This is a genomic window from Microbacterium oleivorans, from assembly GCF_001644225.1.
GTDB classification, from domain to species: domain Bacteria; phylum Actinomycetota; class Actinomycetes; order Actinomycetales; family Microbacteriaceae; genus Microbacterium; species Microbacterium gawkjiense.
On sequence record NZ_LSTV01000001.1, the window covers coordinates 978,688 to 997,992 of the forward strand.

Annotated in this window: 21 protein-coding genes; all 21 read right to left on the reverse strand. The window is 72.5% G+C overall.

What is annotated here, in order from left to right; translation table 11 throughout:
• Positions 1-6: 6 nt before the first annotated feature.
• On the reverse strand, positions 7-807 hold the full coding sequence (gene trpA / locus AYL44_RS04655) for a tryptophan synthase subunit alpha (RefSeq protein WP_064002047.1): 801 nt from the start codon (positions 805-807) through the stop codon (positions 7-9).
• Positions 804-2,063, reverse strand: coding sequence for a tryptophan synthase subunit beta (gene trpB, locus AYL44_RS04660; protein WP_064002048.1), 1,260 nt, complete (start codon positions 2,061-2,063; stop codon positions 804-806). The genes trpA and trpB overlap by 4 nt, the downstream gene beginning before the upstream one ends.
• Positions 2,060-2,836, reverse strand: a complete 777-nt coding sequence (gene trpC, locus AYL44_RS04665; protein ID WP_064002049.1) for an indole-3-glycerol phosphate synthase TrpC — start codon at positions 2,834-2,836, stop codon at positions 2,060-2,062. The genes trpB and trpC overlap by 4 nt, the downstream gene beginning before the upstream one ends.
• 1 nt (position 2,837) lies before the next feature.
• Positions 2,838-3,065, reverse strand: coding sequence for a DUF6704 family protein (locus tag AYL44_RS04670; protein WP_064002050.1), 228 nt, complete (start codon positions 3,063-3,065; stop codon positions 2,838-2,840).
• 86 nt (positions 3,066-3,151) lie between these two features.
• Positions 3,152-3,742, reverse strand: coding sequence for a Trp biosynthesis-associated membrane protein (locus tag AYL44_RS04675; RefSeq protein ID WP_064002051.1), 591 nt, complete (start codon positions 3,740-3,742; stop codon positions 3,152-3,154).
• Entirely contained in the window at positions 3,739-4,098 is a 360-nt protein-coding gene (hisI, locus tag AYL44_RS04680; protein WP_064002052.1) for a phosphoribosyl-AMP cyclohydrolase, read from the reverse strand. Before hisI ends, AYL44_RS04675 begins: the two co-directional genes overlap by 4 nt.
• Positions 4,095-4,859, reverse strand: a complete 765-nt coding sequence (gene hisF, locus AYL44_RS04685; RefSeq protein ID WP_064002053.1) for an imidazole glycerol phosphate synthase subunit HisF — start codon at positions 4,857-4,859, stop codon at positions 4,095-4,097. Before hisF ends, hisI begins: the two co-directional genes overlap by 4 nt.
• Position 4,860: 1 nt before the next feature.
• Entirely contained in the window at positions 4,861-5,703 is an 843-nt protein-coding gene (hisG, locus tag AYL44_RS04690; RefSeq protein WP_064002054.1) for an ATP phosphoribosyltransferase, read from the reverse strand.
• Positions 5,704-5,749: 46 nt separating this feature from the next.
• On the reverse strand, positions 5,750-6,013 hold the full coding sequence (locus tag AYL44_RS04695) for a phosphoribosyl-ATP diphosphatase (protein ID WP_064002055.1): 264 nt from the start codon (positions 6,011-6,013) through the stop codon (positions 5,750-5,752).
• Positions 6,014-6,065: 52 nt separating this feature from the next.
• Positions 6,066-6,749, reverse strand: coding sequence for a ribulose-phosphate 3-epimerase (gene rpe / locus AYL44_RS04700; protein WP_064002056.1), 684 nt, complete (start codon positions 6,747-6,749; stop codon positions 6,066-6,068).
• Positions 6,750-6,773: 24 nt separating this feature from the next.
• Positions 6,774-8,129, reverse strand: a complete 1,356-nt coding sequence (locus AYL44_RS04705; protein WP_064002057.1) for an RsmB/NOP family class I SAM-dependent RNA methyltransferase — start codon at positions 8,127-8,129, stop codon at positions 6,774-6,776.
• Complete coding sequence (gene fmt / locus AYL44_RS04710) at positions 8,126-9,058, reverse strand: methionyl-tRNA formyltransferase (RefSeq protein WP_064002058.1); 933 nt, start codon at positions 9,056-9,058, stop codon at positions 8,126-8,128. Before fmt ends, AYL44_RS04705 begins: the two co-directional genes overlap by 4 nt.
• 8 nt (positions 9,059-9,066) lie before the next feature.
• Positions 9,067-11,016 carry a hypothetical protein gene (locus tag AYL44_RS04715; RefSeq protein ID WP_064002059.1) on the reverse strand — a complete coding sequence of 650 codons (1,950 nt, stop codon included), beginning with the start codon at positions 11,014-11,016 and terminating at the stop codon, positions 9,067-9,069.
• Positions 11,017-11,020: 4 nt separating this feature from the next.
• The gene (gene metK, locus AYL44_RS04720; protein ID WP_064002060.1) at positions 11,021-12,214 is read right to left on the reverse strand and encodes a methionine adenosyltransferase; all 1,194 of its coding nucleotides are present in this window, start codon (positions 12,212-12,214) and stop codon (positions 11,021-11,023) included.
• A gap of 116 nt (positions 12,215-12,330) precedes the next feature.
• On the reverse strand, positions 12,331-12,585 hold the full coding sequence (gene rpoZ / locus AYL44_RS04725) for a DNA-directed RNA polymerase subunit omega (protein ID WP_064002061.1): 255 nt from the start codon (positions 12,583-12,585) through the stop codon (positions 12,331-12,333).
• 108 nt (positions 12,586-12,693) lie between these two features.
• Positions 12,694-13,233, reverse strand: coding sequence for a CoA-binding protein (locus AYL44_RS04730; protein ID WP_064002062.1), 540 nt, complete (start codon positions 13,231-13,233; stop codon positions 12,694-12,696).
• Complete coding sequence (locus AYL44_RS04735; RefSeq protein ID WP_064002063.1) at positions 13,230-14,567, reverse strand: O-acetylhomoserine aminocarboxypropyltransferase/cysteine synthase family protein; 1,338 nt, start codon at positions 14,565-14,567, stop codon at positions 13,230-13,232. The genes AYL44_RS04730 and AYL44_RS04735 overlap by 4 nt, the downstream gene beginning before the upstream one ends.
• Before the next feature lie 25 nt (positions 14,568-14,592).
• On the reverse strand, positions 14,593-16,611 hold the full coding sequence (acs, locus tag AYL44_RS04740; protein ID WP_064002064.1) for an acetate--CoA ligase: 2,019 nt from the start codon (positions 16,609-16,611) through the stop codon (positions 14,593-14,595).
• Complete coding sequence (locus AYL44_RS04745; RefSeq protein WP_064002065.1) at positions 16,608-17,432, reverse strand: ABC transporter permease; 825 nt, start codon at positions 17,430-17,432, stop codon at positions 16,608-16,610. Before AYL44_RS04745 ends, acs begins: the two co-directional genes overlap by 4 nt.
• Before the next feature lie 2 nt (positions 17,433-17,434).
• On the reverse strand, positions 17,435-18,457 hold the full coding sequence (locus AYL44_RS04750; protein WP_064002066.1) for an aliphatic sulfonate ABC transporter substrate-binding protein: 1,023 nt from the start codon (positions 18,455-18,457) through the stop codon (positions 17,435-17,437).
• A complete protein-coding gene (locus AYL44_RS04755; RefSeq protein WP_064002067.1) occupies positions 18,454-19,293 on the reverse strand; it encodes an ABC transporter ATP-binding protein in 840 nt (279 codons plus the stop codon). Before AYL44_RS04755 ends, AYL44_RS04750 begins: the two co-directional genes overlap by 4 nt.
• Positions 19,294-19,305: the final 12 nt, after the last annotated feature.

The following is a 19,305-nucleotide window of genomic DNA, read 5'->3' on the forward strand; positions in this document are numbered from 1 at the left end:
GCGAGTCTACGCGGTGCCCGGACGCGGTCCTGCGCCGCGGGACAGCTCACGGGTCGTGGCGGCGAGGCCGTCCACACCGCCGTCGCGGAGCGCGCGCACGAGCGCGGTGCCCACGATGGCGCCGTCGGCGTAGTCGAGGACCCCGTCGACCTGGTCGGCCGTCGAGATGCCGATGCCGACGCAGGCGTTCTCGACGCCGTGCGCGCGCAGGCGATCGACGAGGGCGCGGGCCGCGGCATCCAACTCCGTCCGCTCCCCCGTGATGCCCATCGTCGAGACGGTGTACACGAAGCCGGTGGAGTGCTCGGCGATCATCCTGATGCGCTCGTCGGTCGAGGACGGCGCCGCGAGGAAGATGCGATCGAGCCCGGTGCGCTCGGAGGCGGCGATCCACTCGGCCGCCGCGTCGGGCGTGATGTCGGGGGTGATGAGTCCCGCTCCGCCGGCGGCGGCGAGGTCGTCGGCGAACCGGTCCACGCCGTACTGGAACACGGGGTTCCAGTACGTCATGACGACGATCGGCACGTCGACGCGCTCGGCGATCGCGCGGACGGCCGTGAACGTGTCGCGGAAGCGGAAGCCCGCCGCGAGAGCGGCCTGCGTGGCCTCCTGGATGACGACGCCGTCCATGACGGGGTCGGAGTAGGGCGGGCCGAGCTCGAGGATGTCGGCGCCGTTGTCGGCCAGGGCCACGGCGGCGTCGATGCTCGTCTGCAGGTCGGGGTACCCGATCGGGAGGTAGCCGACGAACGCGCCGCGGCCGGATTCCTTGGCGGCGGCGATCGCGGCCGCGACGCGCGAGCTCACAGCTCGACCCCTTCGCCGCTGCCGTGCTCGGGGTCGGCGGGGACCTCGACGGGCTCCTTGTCGGCGTCGTACAGCTCGAACCAGCGCGCGGCTGTGTCCATGTCCTTGTCGCCGCGGCCGGACAGGTTGACGGCGAGGATCGCGTCCGGACCGAGCTCGCGGCCGATGCGGAGTGCGCCGGCGAGGGCGTGCGCCGACTCGATCGCGGGGATGATGCCCTCGGTGCGGCTCAGCAGGCGCAGCGCCTCCATGGCCTCGGTGTCGGTCGCGGGGATGTACTGCGCGCGGCCGATGCTCGCGAGCCACGCATGCTCGGGCCCCACGCCCGGGTAGTCGAGGCCGGCGGAGATCGAGTGCGACTCGGTCGTCTGCCCGTCCTCGTCCTGCAGGACGAAGGTCTTCGCACCGTGGAGGATGCCGGGACGGCCGCGTTCGATGGAAGCCGCGTGCTTCGGCGTGTCGACGCCGTCGCCGGCGGCCTCCACGCCGTACAGCGCGACGCCCTCGTCGTCGAGGAACGCGTCGAACATGCCGATCGCGTTCGACCCGCCGCCGACGCACGCGATGACGGCGTCGGGGAGGCGGCCGGTCTCGTCGAGGAGCTGCTGACGCGCCTCCTCGCTGATGACCTTCTGGAAGTCGCGCACCATCGCCGGGAACGGGTGCGGGCCCGCGGCGGTGCCGAAGATGTAGTTGGTCGTCTCGACCGAGGCGACCCAGTCGCGGTACGCCTCGTTGATGGCGTCCTTGAGGGTGCGGGAGCCGGTCGTGACCGGCACGACCTCGGCGCCCAGCAGCCGCATCCGGGCGACGTTGAGGGCCTGGCGCTCGGTGTCGACCTCGCCCATGTAGATCGTGCACTCGAAGCCGAAAAGCGCGGCGGCGGTCGCCGTGGCGACGCCGTGCTGGCCGGCGCCGGTCTCGGCGATGACCCGCTTCTTACCGAGCTTCTGGGTGATGAGCGCCTGGCCGATCACGTTGTTGATCTTGTGCGACCCGGTGTGGTTGAGGTCCTCGCGCTTGAGGAAGATGCGTGCGCCGCCGGCGTGCTCGGCGAAGCGCGGCACCTCGGTGAGGGCGGAGGGCCGCCCCGCGTAGACGTTCAGCAAGCGGGCGAACTCGGCCGCGAAGGCGGGGTCGGCCTTCGCGTCCTCGTAGACCGCCGTGAGCTCGTCGATCGCCGCGATCAGCGACTCGGGCATGTACCGCCCGCCGAACTCGCCGAAGAAGGGACCGTTCACTGCGCGAAGACTCATGAGCCTGCCTCCAGGAAGGCGGCGAGCGTCGACACGGGGTCGTTCGTGACGAGCGCTTCGCCGATCAGCACGACGTCGGCGCCGGCGCCGCGGTAGTGGGCGACGTCGGCGGGTGAGAGCACGGCGGACTCGGCGATCTTGATGACGCCGTCCGGCAGCTCGGGAGCGAGCCGGCCGAAGAGGTCCCGGTCGAGCTCGAAGGTGGAGAGGTTGCGGGCGTTGACGCCCACCAGGCGCGCGCCGATGTCGTTCGCTCGCGCGACCTCTTCGGCGGAATGGGTCTCGACGAGAGGCGTCATGCCGAGTTCCACCACGAGGTCGTACAGCTCGGCCAGCACGCGCTGCTCGAGACCGGCGACGATGAGGAGGACGAGGTCGGCGCCGGCGGCGCGGGCCTCGAACACCTGGTACGGCGTCGCGATGAAGTCCTTGCGGAGCACCGGGAGGGTGACGGCCGCCCGTACCGACTCGAGGTCGGCGAGCGAACCCTTGAACTTGCGCCCCTCGGTGAGCACCGAGATCGCGGACGCTCCCCCGATCTCGTAGCGACGCGCCTGCAGGGCGGGATCGGGGATCTCGGCGAGGTCACCGCGCGACGGGCTCGCACGCTTGACCTCGGCGATGATCTTGACGCGGTCGGCAGGGGCGAGGGCGGCCAGCGCATCGATGGCGGCAGGCTGCGCGAGCGCGAGCTTTTCCACCACGGCCAGGGGGCGGACGGTCTCCCGCTCCCGTGCATCCTCCACCGCGCCGGCCGTCAGGTCGGCGAGCACGTCAGTGCTGCTTCGAGACGGTCTTGGATCCGCCGACGCCGTAGCCCGCCTTGGTCATGATGTAGCCGACGATGAGGCCGATGACCAGCAGGACGACCGAGAGCCAGACCATGATCGGCATCTCGAGGAAGAAGAAGACGGTGCCGATCGTCAGGGCGATGAGCATGATGACGACCGTCGTCCATGCCGCCGGGGAGTGTCCGTGGCCGGGGTCCTCGATGCCGCTCATTGTTCTCCTTCGCATGCAGGTTCGGGGGCGACCGGAGCCGCACCACCAGTCTAGCGGGGCGGGCACCCTCCCCCGCCCCGGACGCGTCAGCTCGTCGGATCCTCACCGCGGGACAGGTCGTCCCAGGAATCGATGCTGTCGCGGGGGCCGGTCCCCGCGGCCCGCGTCGTGCGGTACTTGCGGCCGCCGGCGCTCCACCGGTGCGCGGTCGCGAGGACGACCACCCCGCCCAGCACGATGAGGACGGATGCCGCGGCCGTCACGCCGGGCCAGGGCGTCGCCGTGATCCCGGACACGATGCCGGAGATGCCCTGCGCGCCGCTGAGGCCCGTGGCGTCCGTCACCGGCCCTGCGACGGCGTCGATGGGCTGCTCCGCTGCGATGCGGTACGAGCCCCAGCCGAGCCCCGCCCCCAGGCCGATCGCGACGACCGCGAAGACGTAGCGGAGCGCACGCCCGACGATCGTGAGCGCGAGGCCGAGCGCGAGCGCGGCGAGGCTGAGCGGCGCGAGCACCGCCAGCGCGTCGGCGCCGGGGACCGGGACCGCGAGCTGCGAGCCGTCGTTCAGGGTCGCGTTCAGCCAGGTCTGGGTCGACCCGATGGTGCCGACCGCGCCGCCGAGGAGGATCGCCAGCACGGCGGACAGCCGCATCCGGCGCGCGGTGGCCTCGGTCACGAGAACTCGCCGATCACGGGGTCGAGGTCGTCGGCGTCGAAGCACGTGCGGTCGCCGGTGTGGCAGGCGGCCCCGACCTGCTCGACGCTCACGAGCAGGGTGTCGCCGTCGCAGTCGAGGCGCACGCCGCGGACGAACTGCGCGTGGCCGGAGGTGTCGCCCTTGCGCCAGTACTCCTGCCGCGACCGCGACCAGAACGTCACGCGACCCTCGGTGAGCGTGCGGCGGAGGGCCTCGGCATCCATCCACCCCAGCATGAGGACCTCGCGCGTGTCGTGCTGCTGCACGATCGCGGGCACCAGCCCGTCCGCGTTGTAGACGACCCGCGCCATGCGCTCGTCGATCGATCCGGTCATCGCCGCACCTCCACGCCCGAGGCCGCGAGGGCCTGTTTCACGTCGCCGACGGTCAGCTGTCCGGAGTGGAAGACGGATGCCGCGAGCACCGCGTCGGCGCCGGCCTCGATCGCCGGGGCGAAGTGGGCCGCGTCGCCCGCACCGCCCGAGGCGATCACGGGCACGGACGAGACCTCGCGCATGAGAGCGACGAGCTCGAGGTCGAAACCGTCCTTCGTGCCGTCCGCGTCGATCGAGTTGACGAGGAGCTCGCCCGCACCGCGCTCGATCGCCTCGCGCGCCCAGGCGAGCGCATCGAGGTCGGTCAGGGTGCGGCCGCCGTGGGTCGTGACGGCGAACCCGGAGGCAGTGTGCGGGGCGCGCTTGACGTCGAGCGACAGGACGAGCACCTGCGCGCCGAACCGGTCGGCGATCTCGCCGAGGAGCTCCGGCCGCGCGATGGCCGCCGAGTTCACGCCGACCTTGTCGGCACCGACGCCGAGGAGGCGGGCGACGTCCTCGGCCGAGCGCACGCCGCCGCCGACCGTGAGTGGGATGAAGACCTGCTCGGCGGTGCGCTGCACGACGTCGTAGGTCGTGTCGCGCGCGTCGACGGTCGCGGTGACGTCGAGGAAGGTGATCTCGTCCGCACCCTGCTCGTAGTACCGGCGGGCGAGTTCGACGGGGTCGCCCATCTCGCGCAGGTTCTCGAAGTTGACGCCCTTCACGACCTTGCCGGCGGCCACGTCGAGGCACGGGATGACCCGGCAGACGAGCGACACGTCAGAGCCTCGCGTTGTGGATCGCCGTCACGAGGATCGCGCGGGCGCCGATCTCGTACAGCGCGTCCATGACCTGGTTCACGGTCTTGCGCGGGCTCATGACGCGCACGGCCACCCACTCCGGGTCGCGCAGCGGCGAGATCGTCGGGGACTCGATGCCCGGTGTCAGCGCGACCGCCTGGTCGACGAGGTGCGCCGGCAGGTCGTAGTCGATGAGCACGTAGCGGCGGGCGACCATCACGCCGCGCAGGCGCCGCAGCAGCGTCTCGGTGCCGGGCGCCTCGGTCGGGGCGCCGATGAGGACCGCCTCGGACTCGAGCAGGACGGGGCCGAAGATCTCGAGCCCGGCCTGCCGGAGCGTCGTGCCGGTGGAGACGACGTCGGCGACGGCATCCGCCACACCCAGCTGCACAGCGGACTCGACCGCACCGTCGAGGGGCACGAGGTCCACAGCCACGCCGTGCTCGTCGAGGTAGCCGTCGACGAGGCCCGGGTAGGCGGTCGCGACGCGCAGACCGTCGAGGTCGGCGAGCTCCGTGAAGCGTCCGGGAGGACCGGCGAAACGGAAGGTCGAACCGCCGAAGCCGAGCTGCTCGATCTCGCGGGCCCCCGGCATCCGGGCGTCCAGCAGCAGGTCGCGGCCGGTGATCCCGACGTCGAGCGCGCCGGAGCCGACGTAGGTCGCGATGTCCTTCGGACGGAGGTAGAAGAACTCGACGTCGTTGACGGGGTCGATGACGTGGAGGTCCTTGGGGTCGCGTCGGCCGGTGTACCCGGCTTCGGCGAGCATCCCCGCCGTGGTCTCGGCGAGCATGCCCTTGTTGGGGACGGCGATGCGCAGCATGGAACGTCTTTCGGTGTGGAGGTGTGCGGACGGCGGGAGGGACCGATCAGAGATGTCGGTACACGTCCTCGAGCGTCAGCCCCTTCGCGAGCATCAGCACCTGCAGGTGGTACAGCAGCTGCGAGATCTCCTCGGCCGTCTCGGCATCGGACTGGTACTCGGCGGCCATCCAGACCTCGGCTGCCTCTTCGACGATCTTCTTGCCGATCGCGTGGACGCCCCGGTCGAGCTGCGCGACGGTTCCGGATCCCTCGGGACGGGTCTGCGCCGTCTCGGTCAGCTCGGAGAACAGTCCGTCGAAGGTCTTCACACCCTCCAGGGTACCGGCACGGCGCCGCGGGCCGGTTCCCGTGACGAGGCCGTCAGTGCCGGTGAGCGGATGCCGCGGCCGACCGGAGGGCGCGGATCGCCGCGCCGGGGTCCTCGGCGCCGAACACCGCGGAGCCCGCCACGAACGTGTCGGCCCCGGCCTCCGCCGCCTGCGCGATGGTCGACTCGCCGATACCGCCGTCGACCTGCAACCAGACCTGCGACCCGCGCCGGCGCGCCTCGTCGGCCAGGCGACGGAGCTTCGGCATCTGGTCGGCCATGAAGCTCTGCCCGCCGAAGCCGGGCTCGACGGTCATCACGAGGATCTGGTCGAACTCGTCGAGCACGTCGAAGAGCTGCTCGACGGGGGTCGCCGGCTTCACGGCGACACCGGCGCGCGCCCCGATGTCACGCAGGCGCCGCGCGAGCGCGACGGGTTCGGCGGCCGCTTCGAGGTGGAAGGTGACGGATGCCGCGCCGATCTCGGCGTAGCCCGGCGCCCACCGGTCGGCGTCGCTGATCATGAGGTGCACGTCGAGCGGCACGGGACTGGTCGCCTGGATGCGCTCGACCATCTGCAGGCCGAACGTCAGGTTCGGCACGAAATGGTTGTCCATGACGTCGACGTGGACGAAGTCGGCCGACGCGATGCGGGCGAGCTCCGCCTGCATGTTCACGAAGTCGGCGGCGAGGATGCTGGGGTTGATGCGTACGTCGGAGTCGGCCACGTCAGCCATTATCCCGGCGCCTTTCCTGCAGGGTCACGAACGGCGCAGCAGCCAGATCGACATGGCGTCGGTCGCGTGACGGTGCGGCCACAGCTGCGCTCGACCGGAACCGTCGGCCGGTGCGGCGAGATCGATGTCGCCGCCCGAGATCTCACGGAGCACCGCGCGGGCGTCGAGCTGGGTGAGCCCGGCGCCGAAACGACGCTCCACCTCGGCGACCACACCCGCCGTCTCGGCCAGGTGCGGGGAGCACGTGACGTAGGCGACGACCCCGCCGGGAGCGAGCGCGTCGACCGCCGCGGTGAGGAGCTCGGTCTGCAACTGCGTCAGCTCGGGGACGTCGGCGGGGGCCTTGCGCCACCGCGCCTCGGGGCGCCGACGGAGGGCACCGAGTCCGGTGCACGGCGCGTCGACGAGGATGCGGTCGTAGACCCCCCTGCCGGCACGCGTGCGGCCGTCCTCCTCCGACACCGGCACCTCGAGCGGGACCGCGGCGACCGACTGGCGCACCAGTCGCGCACGTGCCGGGGAGAGCTCGTTCGCCTCGAGCCGGGCGTCGTGCGCGGCCGCCTCGGCCGCGAGGACCGCCGTCTTGCCGCCCGGAGCGGCGCACAGGTCGAGCCAGCGCTCGCCCTTGCGGACGGGCAGAGCACGGGACAGCGCGAGGGCGGCGAGCTGGGACCCCTCGTCCTGGACGCGCACGGCACCGCCCGAGGCGCGCACGATGCGATCGGGGTCGCCGCCGGCGAGCCGGAAGCCCAGCGGCGAGAACGGCGTGCGATCGGCGTCCGCCGGGATCTCGCCCACGCCCGGGAGGGCCGACAGCGTCACCGTCGGAGCGGCGTTGTCCGCCGCCAGCAGGTCGAGCAGCTCCGCCTCGCGACCCTCCGCGGCGAGGGCGCGTCGGAAGGAGCGGATGATCCAGACGGGATGGGCGTAGCGCACCGACAGCCGCTCGTCGTCGGAGCGGGCGGCATCCTCGATACGCGACAGCCACTCGTCCGCGTCCCGTTCGGACACGCGGCGGAGGACGGCGTTCGCGAAACCCGTCGCACGACGTCCGGCGACGCGCCCCACGAGGTCGACCGTCTCGTGGACCGCGGCGTGCGCGGGGACGCGCGTCGCCAGCAGCTGATGCGCCCCCAGCCGCAGCGCGTCCAGGACGGCGGCATCGATGCCCGAGACCGGGCGTGCCGCGGCGATCTCGATGATCGCGTCGTAGGTGCCCACCCGGCGGAGCGTGCCGTAGGTGAGTTCGGTGGCGAGAGCGGCATCCGCCGTCGACAGCCGGGCGCGCTCGAGTTCGCGCGGGAGCAGGAGGTTGGCGTAGGCGTCCTCCGCACCGACCGCGTGGATGACGGTGTACGCGACGTCGCGCGCGGCGGTCACGACGACTCCCCCGGCAGGTCGGCGCGCGGATCGTCGGACCGGAGGCCACGCCACCAGTCCGCGGCGGGCATGGCGCCCCTGCCGGCGGGCTGCACGGTGCGCAGGAGCAGCGTCCCCTTCCCCGTCCCCACGAGCACGTCACGGCCGACGAGGGCGAGCCGGCCGACTTCGAGGCCGGTGTCGGGACCGCGCAGGGCCGCGTGGATCTTCACACGTGCGCCGGCGACGGACAGGTGCGCGCCGGGTTCGGGGGTCGTCCCGCGGAAACGGTCGACCACCCGGTCGGCGGGCTGCGTCAGGTCTAGGGCGCCGTCCGCCTGCGTGAGCTTGGGGGCGAGCGTCGGCTCCCCCTGCTGCGGGGTCGGGGCGGCGGTGCCGTCCTCGATCGCGTCGACGACGCGGGACACCAGCTGAGCACCCGAGATCGCCAGGTCGGCGAGCACGTCACCCGCGGTCGCCCCGCGCGGGACGTCGTAGCGCAGCTCGTCGTACACGTCGCCCGCATCCAGGGCCGGGACGAGCTGGAACACGCTGGCGCCCGTCACCCGGTCGCCCGCGATGAGCGCGTGCTGCACCGGCGCGGCGCCGCGCCATTTGGGGAGGAGCGAGAAGTGCAGGTTGATCCATCCGTGCCGGGGCGTCGAGAGCAGGGGCTCCCGCACGAGACCGCCGTACGCGACGATGACACCGAGGTCCGCGCCGAGGGCGGCGATCTCGGCGGTCGCCGCTTCGTCGAGCCGGTCGGCCTTGACGACGGTCAGTCCGAGCTCCTCGGCCGCCACCGCTACGGGGGACGGCGTCAGCACGCGCTTGCGTCCGACGGGGGCGTCGCGACGGGTGACGACGCCGACGATCTCGTGGGACGAGGCGGCGAGGGCGCGGAGCGAGGGGACGGCCGGTTCGGGGGTTCCGGCGAAAACGACGCGCATTCAGGTCCTCACAGATCGAGCTCGGGCACATCGAGCCGAACCCTGAGTGTAGTCCGCGGCCCCGGACCCCGCCGTCGGCCGCGGACGGCGTCGGCGACGACCGAGGCCCGCAGCTGCTCGGCCACCGCGCGCCCGTGCGCGTAGTCGACCCGCACGAGCGCACGCGCGCCGTCGTCGGTCGGCACCGGCCCCAGCACGCTGAGGGGGCCCAGGCCCGGAACCTCCTCGCGCAGCTCGGCGAGGGCGCGGTCGACGGATGCCGCGGCCCCTTCGACGGCGGCGACCCGGACCGTCGGCGGCATGAGCAGCGGCGCCCGATCGGACAGTTCCGCGCGGGCGTAGGCCGCGTGCGTCCAGGTTGCCAGCGCACGCGCGACCGGACCGGTGACCCCGACGAGGTGGACCGGCGCGCCGGGCGCCGCGAGGGCGGCGGCGTTCGACCACCACCGGAGGCACGACTCGCCGATGCGCAGCTGCTCGGCCATGAGCATCTTGTCGCCGTCCAGGAGGATCACCGCGCGGTACCCGCCCTCGGCGGGCGGCTCCGCGCCCCGCGTCGCGATGACGAGGGCGGGACGGGCGTCGACGGACGCGACGGGGTGATCGCCGTCGGCGACGACGACCCGGATGCCGGGGAACGCCCGCCCGAGCTCGTCGGCGGTGCGCTCGCTGCCCGACGACGCCATCCGGAACCGCGTCCCCTGGCAGTTCGCGCAGGTCCAGTTCGGCGCCGACCGGCCGCACCAGCCGCAGTCCGGGGTGGCTCCCGGCCGGCGCGCGCGGAGCGGGCCCGCGCAGTGTCGACACCGCGCCGGGTGACGGCACTCGGCGCAGACGAGCACGGGCGAGTACCCCGGACGGGCGACCTGCACGAGCACGGGACCGTGCTGCAGGGCTTCGCGCGCGGCGGCGAAGGCCGCGGACGGCACGCGGGCGCCCCGGTACTCGGCCTCGTGGGTGGCCGACAGGACGACCCGCGGGCTGACGCGGCGCTGCGCGGGCACCTCCCGCACCCAGCCGAGCTGGACGAGGCGTTCGACGTCCGTCGTGCGGGTGTGACCGGCGAAGACGAGGGCGGAATGCTCCTCCTCCTGCCGCACGAGCGCCGCATCGCGGGCGTGGACCCCGGGACTCAGCGGCTCGGCGAGCAGCGGGTCGCCGTCGTCCCACAGGAGGACCGCACCGACGTCGTGGGCCGGGGCGTAGACGCTCGACCGGTTGCCCACCACGATGCAGGGCGCGGGGCTCAGCATCCGGAGGTAGGTCGCGAACCTCTCCGGTCCCGACCGCCGGGCGTCGTCGCGGATGACGGCGTCCGCCGGCACGAGCGCCGCGAGCGCCTCCAGGACCTGCGACTGGTCGCGGTGGTCCGGCACGACGATGAGCGCGCTCCGGCCGCCGTCCAGGACGAGGGTCGCGAGCGACGCGAGCAGATCCGCCCACGCGCCGCGCAGCTGCCCGGGCGAGGGATGCGGGGGCGCATCCACCGCGAGCCGCTCCCCCGCGAGTACCGCATCGGCGAGCCCGGGGTACGCCGATGCCACCGCGCGTGCGCGGGTCGCGGCATCCGGGTCCACCGTCGGCGGCGCGGGGGGCTCGGCTGCGACCCACGCCTTCTCTGCGCGCACCATCCGTTTGGGGACAGCCAGACGCAGGATGTCGCTCGCCGAGCCGGCGGCGCGGTCCGCCACGCGTCGGGCGAGCCGGTAGAGCCCGTCGGGGAGGATCGGGACGAGGGAGACGACCGAGGCCACCTCGGACAGCGGTCTCCCGCCCGGCTCGACCTCGGCGCGCTCGATGACCCAGGCCTCGACCACGCGTCCGGCGCTCCGCAGCGGCACCTTCACACGCACGCCCGGGCGGACGTGCTCCCGGAGGGCGCTCGGGACGGCGTAGTCGAAGAGCCGGTCGAGCTGCGGCAGCGGCGAGTCGATGAGGACCCGCGCGACGTCGATCACGGGGTCAGAGACCGGCGGCGGCCCGCAACGCGTCGACGCGGTCGGTGCGCTCCCAGGTGAACTCGGGGAGTTCGCGCCCGAAGTGCCCGTACGCGGCGGTCTGCGCGTAGATGGGACGCAGCAGGTCGAGGTCGTCGATGATCGCCTGGGGGCGCAGGTCGAACACGTCGCGGATCGCGGCCGTGATCGCCTCATCGGAGACGTGACCGGTGCCGAAGGTCTCGACGTAGAGCCCGACCGGCGCGGCGCGGCCGATGGCGTACGCCACCTGCACCTCGAGACGATCGGCCAGACCCGCCGCGACCGCGTTCTTGGCGACCCAGCGCATCGCGTACGCCGCCGAACGGTCGACCTTGGACGGGTCCTTGCCGCTGAACGCCCCGCCGCCGTGTCGGGCGGCGCCGCCGTAGGTGTCGATGATGATCTTGCGTCCCGTCAGGCCCGCATCGCCCTTCGGGCCGCCGACGACGAAGGGGCCTGCCGGGTTGATGACGTACCGGACGTCCGAGACGTCGAGCCCCGTCTGGGCGAGGACGGGGTCGATGACCTCGGCCTGGACCGCCGCGCGGAGCGCCGGCAGCGAGATGTCGGGGTGGTGCTGCGTCGACAGCACCACGGTGTCGACGGTGCGCGGCGTCGTGCCGTCGTACCCGAGGGTCACCTGCGTCTTGCCGTCGGGACGGAGAAAGGGCAGGGCGCCGCTGCGGCGGGCGTCGGTCAGCCGCTCGGCGAGGCGGTGCGCCGTCCAGATCGCGGTCGGCATGTACTGCGGCGTCTCGTTCGTGGCGTAGCCGAACATGATGCCCTGGTCACCCGCCCCGAGCGCGTCGACGGGGTCCACCGAACCGCCTTCGCGGTGCTCGAGCGCGTTGTCGACACCCGCGGCGATGTCGCCGGACTGCTCGCCGATCGAGACCGTCACGCCGCAGGAGTCGCCGTCGAAGCCGGTCTCGGACGAGGTGTAGCCGATGCGGTTCACGACGCGACGGACGATCCCGGGGATGTCGACGTAGCCGTCGGTGCGCACCTCGCCCGCGACGTGGACGAGCCCCGTGGTGACGAGGGTCTCGACGGCGACGCGGCTGCCGGGGTCGAGCTCGAGCAGGGCGTCGAGGATGCTGTCGGAGATCTGGTCGCAGATCTTGTCGGGGTGACCTTCGGTCACGGACTCCGACGTGAACAGGCGCAGCGCGGTCATCGGTCCTCCAGAGGGCGGATCGGGGGTGTGGAAACCATCATGCCCGCGGTCCCCGACATGGGGGATTCGCGGGCATGAGGATGACGCCGTGTGGCGCCCGGGTCATGACGTCGAGGTCACTCGGCCGCGCGCAGGCGCAGCTTGTCCTCGTGGATCTCGTGGAGGGCGATCGTGAGGGGCTTGTCCTCGACGTTCGAGTCGACGAGGGGGCCCACGTTGTCGAAGAGGTTGCCCTCGTGGAGGTCCGAGTAGTAGTCGTTGATCTGACGCGCACGCTTGGATGCGTAGATCACGAGCTGGTACTTCGAGTCGACCTTGTCGAGCAGTGCGTCGATGGGCGGGTCGATGATGCCCTGGTCACGGTTGGCCATGGTGGTCCTCCAGGATCGGTGAGGCGAGAAGACTGCACGGACGCGCGTGTGCGCGGCGCGGCATCCCGCCAGTCTACAGGGCGCGCGGTGGTTCCGCCGCGCGGGCTGTCACCGGCTGAGCAGCTGCCGCTTCGAGCTCAGCACTCCGGTGTCGAACCCGGCGAGGTGCAGCCCGCCGTGGAAGCGCGCGTGCTCTATCTTGACGCAGCGGTCCATGACGACCGACAGTCCCGCGCCGGCGGCGATCTTCGCGGCTCCCTCGTGCCACGAGCCGAGCTGCAGCCAGAGGGTCGAGGCGCCAGCATCCACCGCCTCCTGCGCGACGCCGGGCAGGTCGTCGTGCTTTCGGAACACGTCGACGATGTCGGGGGCGACGGGGAGGTCGGCGAGCGAGGCGTACGCAGGCTGCCCGAGGATCTCGGTGGCCCGCGGGTTGACGTAGTACACGTCGTACGGCGAGCTCCCCCGCAGGTAGGTCGCGACGAAGTAGCTCGCCCGCGCCGGGTTATCGGAGGCGCCGACGATCGCGACCGTCTTCGCCCGGCGGAGGATCTCGAACCGTTCCTGCGCGCCGGCGGCGGGCCACGTGCGGCGGGCGGGGTGGTGCCCGGCGGGTGCGGGCAGGGCGCACGCGTTCGCGTCGCTCATCGGCTGACTCCTGTGGCTCGGGTGAGGGCCTGATCGAGGTCCCAGATGATGTCCTCGGGGTCTTCGAGACCGACCGAGATGCGGATGAGGTCGGCGGGGACGCCGGCGGCGACGAGCTGCTCGGCGCTCAGCTGCTGGTGCGTCGTCGAGGCGGGGTGGATGACGAGGGTCCGCGCGTCGCCGATGTTGGCCAGGTGAGAGGCGAGCTGCAGCGCGTCGATGACGGCCTCCCCGGCGCGGCGTCCCGCGGCCACCCGCTCCGCCTCGGTCGACGTCCCGTCGCCCGCCTTCACGCCGAACGCGAAGACCGACCCCGGTCCGAGCGGCAGGTACTTCTGCGCCCGTGCATGGTGCGGATGACCGGGAAGCCCCGCCCACGTCACGAACGAGACGCGGGGGTCGCAGTCCAGCCACTCGGCGACGATGCGCGCATTGGCGAGATGCGCGTCGATGCGCTGCGGCAGGGTCTCGACGCCCTGCAGCAGCAGGAACGCGGAGTGCGGGCTGAGCGCCGCACCGATGTCGCGGAGCTGCTCGGTGCGGAGCTTGGTGAGGAAGCCGTACTCGCCGAAGTTGTCCCACCAGCGGATGCCGCCGTAGGAGGCCACCGGCTCGGTCATCTGCGGGAACTTCCCGTTGCCCCAGTCGAACGTCCCCTTCTCGACGACCACGCCGCCGAGGGTGGTGCCGTGCCCGCCGAGGAACTTGGTGACCGAATGGATGACGATGTCCGCGCCGTGTTCGAGCGGCCGGGCGAGATACGGGGTCGCGAGGGTCGAGTCGACGACGAGCGGGATGCCGGCCGCGTGAGCGACCTCGGCGAGACCCTCGATGTCGGCGATCTCGCCCGACGGGTTGCCGATCGTCTCGACGTAGAGGACCTTCGTCTCGGGCCGGATCGCCGCGGCGTAGTCGGCCGGATCGCTCGAGGCGACGAACGTGGTGTCGACGCCGAAGCGGCGGAGCGTCACGTCGAGCTGCGTCACGGTTCCGCCGTAGAGCTGCGCCGAGGCCACGACGTGGTCGCCGACGCCGACGAGGGCGGCGAACGTGATGAACTCCGCACTCATGCCCGACGCCGTCGCGACGGCGCCGATCCCGCCCTCGAGCGAGGCGAGGCGCTCCTCGAGCGCGGCGACGGTGGGGTTGCCGATGCGGGAGTAGATGTTGCCGTACTTCTGCAGCGCGAAGAGGTTCGCGGCATCCGTCGCGTCGTCGAAGACGAACGAGGAGGTCTGGTAGATCGGCACGGCGCGGGCGCCGGTGGCGGCATCCGGGGTCCCTCCGGCGTGAAGGGCGCGGGTACGGAAGCCGAAGCGGTGTTCGTCGGTCATGTCTTCTCTCTCGGGATGCCGCGTGTCAGGCCGCGGCGAGGGCGGCGGCGATCTCTGCGACGGCGTCGGGGTTCTGCAGCGACGTGGTGTCGCCGAGCGGCGCGGGCTCGCGACCGGCACGGCGGTCCTGCTCCGCCTGCCACAGCTGGGCGAGCAGGCGGCGGAGGATCTTGCCGGAACGGGTCTTCGGCAGGTCCGGGACGACGACCACATGGCGGGGCTTGGCGACCGGCCCGATCTCGCGCGCGACGTGCGCGCGGAGGTCGGCGGCATCCGGCTCCCCCGCCCCGGACGCGACGACGAAAGCCGCGACCGCGTGGCCGGTGACGGGATCGGCGACAGCCGTCGTGCCCGCCTCGCCCACCGTCTCGTGCGCCACGAGGACCGATTCGATCTCGATCGTCGACAGGCGGTGCCCGGAGACGTTCACGACGTCGTCGAGTCGCCCGAGGATGCGGATGTGGCCATCGGTGTCGCGGGTCGCACCGTCCCCCGCGACGTAGTAGCCGCCGTACTCCCCGTGCCCGGCGTAGGCCGACCAGTACGCGTCGCGGTAGCGGTCCGGGTCCCCCCAGACGGTCCGCGCCATGCCCGGCCAGGGCCGCCGCACGACGAGCGTGCCCGAGCGTCCCGGCGGGACCTCGCGGCCCTCGGCATCCACCACGGCCGCGTCGATCCCCGGCAGCGGGACGGTCGCGGAGCCGGGCTTCAGGGTCGTGACGCCGGGCAGCGGGGCGATCATCGCCGCACCGGTCTCGGACTGCCACCACGTGTCGACGACGGGCACCTCGTCGCGGCCGAACGTGCGACGGAACCACACCCACGCGGCGGGGTTGATCGCCTCGCCCACGGTGGCGAGCAGGCGGATGCTCGACAGGTCGTGGCCCGCGGGGAGCGCGTCGCCGAACCAGGTCATGAAGGTGCGGATGAGGGTGGGCGCCGTGTAGTAGACGGTCACCCCGTAGCGCTCGATGATCTCGAGATGACGCTCGCGGTGCGGCGCATCGGGGGTGCCCTCGTAGATGACCTGCGTGAGACCGTTCGAGAGCGGGCCGTAGATCTCGTAGGTGTGCGCGGTGACCCAGGCGAGGTCGGCGGTGCACCAGTGCACGTCGTCGGGCTTCGCGTCGAAGTGGGCCCAGTGCGCCCAGCTCGCGTGCGCGAGGTACCCGCCCGAGGTGTGCACGAGACCCTTTGGCCTGCCCGTCGTGCCGGAGGTGTAGATGATGAAGAGCGGATGCTCCGCCTCGAACGCCGGCGCCACGTGGACGGACGGCGCGGTGTCGACCACGTCGTGCCACCAGACGTCGCGACCCGGGGTCCACGCGACTTCGTCGCCGGTGCGCCGGACGACCAGCACGTGCTCTAGGGCCGGAAGTCCCGCAGCCGCGGTGTCGGCGGCGGACTTCACCTCGACCGCTCCCCCGCGGCGGAACTGCCCGTCGCTCGTGACGAGCAGCTTCGCGCCCGTGTCTTCGAGGCGGAACCGCAGGGCCTCGGCCGAGAACCCGCCGAACACGAGCGAGTGCACCGCTCCGACGCGCGCGCAGGCGAGCGCGATCACGACCGTCTCGACGAGGACCGGCAGGTAGACGACGACGCGATCGCCCGGACCGATGCCGAGCCCTTCCAGCGCGTTCGCTGCCTGGGAGACGCGGCGCAGCAGATCGGCGTAGGTGACGGTCGTGCGGTCGCCGGGCTCACCCTCGAAGTGCAGGGCCACCTTGTCGCCGCGACCGGCGGCGACGTGACGGTCGACGCAGTTCACGGCGACGTTCAGGGTGCCCCCGTCGAACCAGCGGGCGACCGGGACGGCGAGTGTGCCGTCGTCGGAGCGGGCGGGGGGCTGCCAGTCGAGCGCGGTGTGCCAGGGGGTCGTCCAGTCCAGGCGCCGGGCGGCACGCTCCCAGAAGGCCAGGGGATCCGCGGCAGCCTCCCCGTACGCATCGGCGGTCACGTTGGCCTGCGCGGCGAACGTGGGCGGCGCCGGGTAGGCGCGGGTCTCGACGAGGCGCAGCTCGTCGTCTGCGGTCGTCGAAGTCATGACCACTTCCGCAGGACACGGCGCTGGAGCAGAGTGACGAGCGCGTTCGAGAGCACCCCGAGGCCCGCCAGGATCACGATCGCCAGGAAGATGCGGTCGACGCGTCCTGTGCTCTGCGAATCGGTGAGCAAGTATCCGAGACCCATCGAGGCGGAGATGAGCTCCGCGGCGACGAGGAACAACCACGCCTGCGCGAGCGCCAGGCGCAGACCCGAGACGAGGGAGGGGACGGTCGCCGGCAGCTGGACCGTGCGGAGCAGCTCCCACCCGCGGAGACCGAACGAGCGCGCCATCTCGACGAGGTGCGGATCGACATGGCGGAGGGCGCCCGCGACGGTCGTGAAGACCGGGAAGAACGCACCGATCGCCACCAGCGTCACCTTCGGCTCCTCGCCGATGCCCATCCACAACAGCAGGAGCGGCACCAAGGCCAGCGACGGGATCGCGCGGAACCCCGCGAGGATCGGGCTGAGCAGGACGTCCCCGGAACGAGTCAGCCCGACGACCGCGGCGACGGCAAGGCCCACGACCGACCCGACCGCGAAGCCCAGGAGCACGCGCTGCACCGAGATCGCGATGTGGCGCCACAAGGTGCCGTCTTGGGCGAGCCCCACCGCCGCGTTCAGGACGTCGACCGGCGCGGGCAGGCGATAGGTCGGGATCACCCCGAACGCCGTCACCGCCTGCCACAGGGCGAGGAGGGCGACGGGGACGACGAGACCGCCCACGACGCGGACGCTCGTGCGAGACCAGAACGGCCGCACCGCCGCCGCGCCCGAGGGCGCCGCGGCGGTGGAGGTCGCCTCTGCGGAGGCCGTCATGATCAGCCCGCGGCCTTCTCAGCGAACGTCGACTCGATGATCGTGTCGAGCGCCGCATCCACGGCATCCTGCCCACCGGTCACCGCGTCGGAGTCGACGAGCACCGGAGCGATCTTCTCGAGGACCGCCAACTGGGCGTCGCCGGGGATGCCGCTGACGTCGAGGTTCGAGCGCTCGGAGATGACGGTGGTCGCGACGGCGGGGTCGATCCCGGCGACCTCGGCGAGGAGCGCCGCGGTCTCGTCGGGATTCGCCAGAGCCCACTCGCGGGCCTCCTCGTACGCGTCGACGACGACCTGCGCGACGTCGGCGTGGTCGGTGAGGAACTCCTCGGTCGCATTGAGGAAGCCGTACGAGTTGAAGTCGACGTTCCGGTAGATCAGCTTGTCGCCCGACTCGACCTCGGCGGCCGCCATGATCGGGTCGAGACCGGCCCACGCGTCGACCGATCCGCCGTCGAGGGCCGAGCGGCCGTCGGCGTGCTGCAGGTTCTGCACCTCGACGTCCGAGACGCCGAGTCCGGCCGTCTCGAGCGCCTGCAGCAGGAAGAAGTACGGGTCGGTGCCGCTGGTCGCCGCGACCTTCTTGCCCTTCAGGTCCGCGATCGAGGTGATGTCGCTGTCGGGGCCGACGACGAGCGCCGACCACTCGGGCTGCGAGTAGACGTCGATGACCTTGATCGGCGAGCCGTTGGCGCGGGCCAGCAGCGCGGCGGAGCCGGCCGTGGAGCCGACGTCGAGCGAACCGGCGCGCAGCAGCTCGTTGGCCTTGTTCGACCCGGCGGACTGCGTCCACTCGACGTCGACGTCGTCGCCGAGCGCCTTCTCGATGAGGCCCTGGTCCTTCACGACGAGGCTCAGCGGGTTGTAGGTCGCGAAGTCGATCGACAGCGTGTCGGTGGACCACTCCCCCGTGCTCTCGGAGGTGGACGCGGCGTTCTCGCCGGCGAGGCACCCCGTGGCCATGAGCATCACCGCTCCCGCCACGACGATCGTGGGGGCGGTGCGGCGGATGACGGTGCTCATCGGGTCTCCTGAGGGGTCGAGCGGTGGGTGTCGACGCCGAGTCCGTCGAGGAGCTCGGCGCGGAGGTCCGTGAAGCCGCGATCGGCGCGGTCACGGGGGCGGATGCCGGGGACCTCGATCACGCGTGCGATCGAGGATTCCGGGGATCCGGCGTCGATCGCACGCAGCTGCAGCACGCGGTCGGCGAGGTAGAGCGCTTCCTCGACGTCGTGCGTCACGAGGACGACGGTCGTCGGTTCGGCGGAGTGGATGTCGAGGAGGAGGTCCTGCATGCGCAGCCGCGTGAGCGCGTCGAGGGCGCCGAACGGCTCGTCGAGCAGCAGCACCTCGGGTCCGCGGGCGAGGGCACGAGCGAGTGAGGCGCGCTGCGCCATCCCGCCCGAGACCTCGCGGGGGCGACGCGTCGCGGCGGAGGTCAGACCCACGAGGTCGAGCAGCTCGGCGACGCGGGCTCTCGTCGCGGCGCGCGCGGTGCCGCGCGGCATCCCGAGTTCGACGTTCTCGGCGATGCTGCGCCACGGCAGCAGGCGCGGCTCCTGGAAGGCGACGGCGGTGCGCTCGTCGGTGTCGCGGAGCGGCGTGCCGTCGACGGTCACCGACCCCGCAGTCGGGGTGTCGAGCCCCGCCAGCAGACGCAGGAGCGTGGACTTGCCGCACCCGGAGGGACCGACGACGGCGACGATCTCCCCGGGGTCGATCGTCAGGTCGACGCCGCGGAGCACCGGGACCGCGCCGTTCGCGCCGGCGAAGGTGCGTTCCACACCCGCGAGCGACACCGCCCCGGGTGCCGCGGCGGGAGGCGACGCAGGCGCGGTGGCGGTCAGGACGGTGGACATGCGTCCAGCTTT

What these genes read in the sequence shown, in the direction of transcription:
- metK (WP_064002060.1), bottom strand. Translation starts at nt 12,214, where the DNA reads ATGACCGCGCTGCGCCTGTTCACGTCGGAGTCCGTGACCGAAGGTCAC.
- rpe (WP_064002056.1), bottom strand. Translation starts at nt 6,749, where the DNA reads ATGGCTGACGTGGCCGACTCCGACGTACGCATCAACCCCAGCATCCTC.
- AYL44_RS04745 (WP_064002065.1), bottom strand. Translation starts at nt 17,432, where the DNA reads ATGACGGCCTCCGCAGAGGCGACCTCCACCGCCGCGGCGCCCTCGGGC.
- AYL44_RS04730 (WP_064002062.1), bottom strand. Translation starts at nt 13,233, where the DNA reads ATGAGCGACGCGAACGCGTGCGCCCTGCCCGCACCCGCCGGGCACCAC.
- AYL44_RS04755 (WP_064002067.1), bottom strand. Translation starts at nt 19,293, where the DNA reads ATGTCCACCGTCCTGACCGCCACCGCGCCTGCGTCGCCTCCCGCCGCG.
- hisI (WP_064002052.1), bottom strand. Translation starts at nt 4,098, where the DNA reads ATGACCGGATCGATCGACGAGCGCATGGCGCGGGTCGTCTACAACGCG.
- fmt (WP_064002058.1), bottom strand. Translation starts at nt 9,058, where the DNA reads ATGCGCGTCGTTTTCGCCGGAACCCCCGAACCGGCCGTCCCCTCGCTC.
- hisG (WP_064002054.1), bottom strand. Translation starts at nt 5,703, where the DNA reads ATGCTGCGCATCGCCGTCCCCAACAAGGGCATGCTCGCCGAGACCACG.
- AYL44_RS04735 (WP_064002063.1), bottom strand. Translation starts at nt 14,567, where the DNA reads ATGACCGACGAACACCGCTTCGGCTTCCGTACCCGCGCCCTTCACGCC.
- trpB (WP_064002048.1), bottom strand. Translation starts at nt 2,063, where the DNA reads ATGAGTCTTCGCGCAGTGAACGGTCCCTTCTTCGGCGAGTTCGGCGGG.
- rpoZ (WP_064002061.1), bottom strand. Translation starts at nt 12,585, where the DNA reads ATGGCCAACCGTGACCAGGGCATCATCGACCCGCCCATCGACGCACTG.
- AYL44_RS04670 (WP_064002050.1), bottom strand. Translation starts at nt 3,065, where the DNA reads ATGAGCGGCATCGAGGACCCCGGCCACGGACACTCCCCGGCGGCATGG.
- AYL44_RS04750 (WP_064002066.1), bottom strand. Translation starts at nt 18,457, where the DNA reads ATGAGCACCGTCATCCGCCGCACCGCCCCCACGATCGTCGTGGCGGGA.
- acs (WP_064002064.1), bottom strand. Translation starts at nt 16,611, where the DNA reads ATGACTTCGACGACCGCAGACGACGAGCTGCGCCTCGTCGAGACCCGC.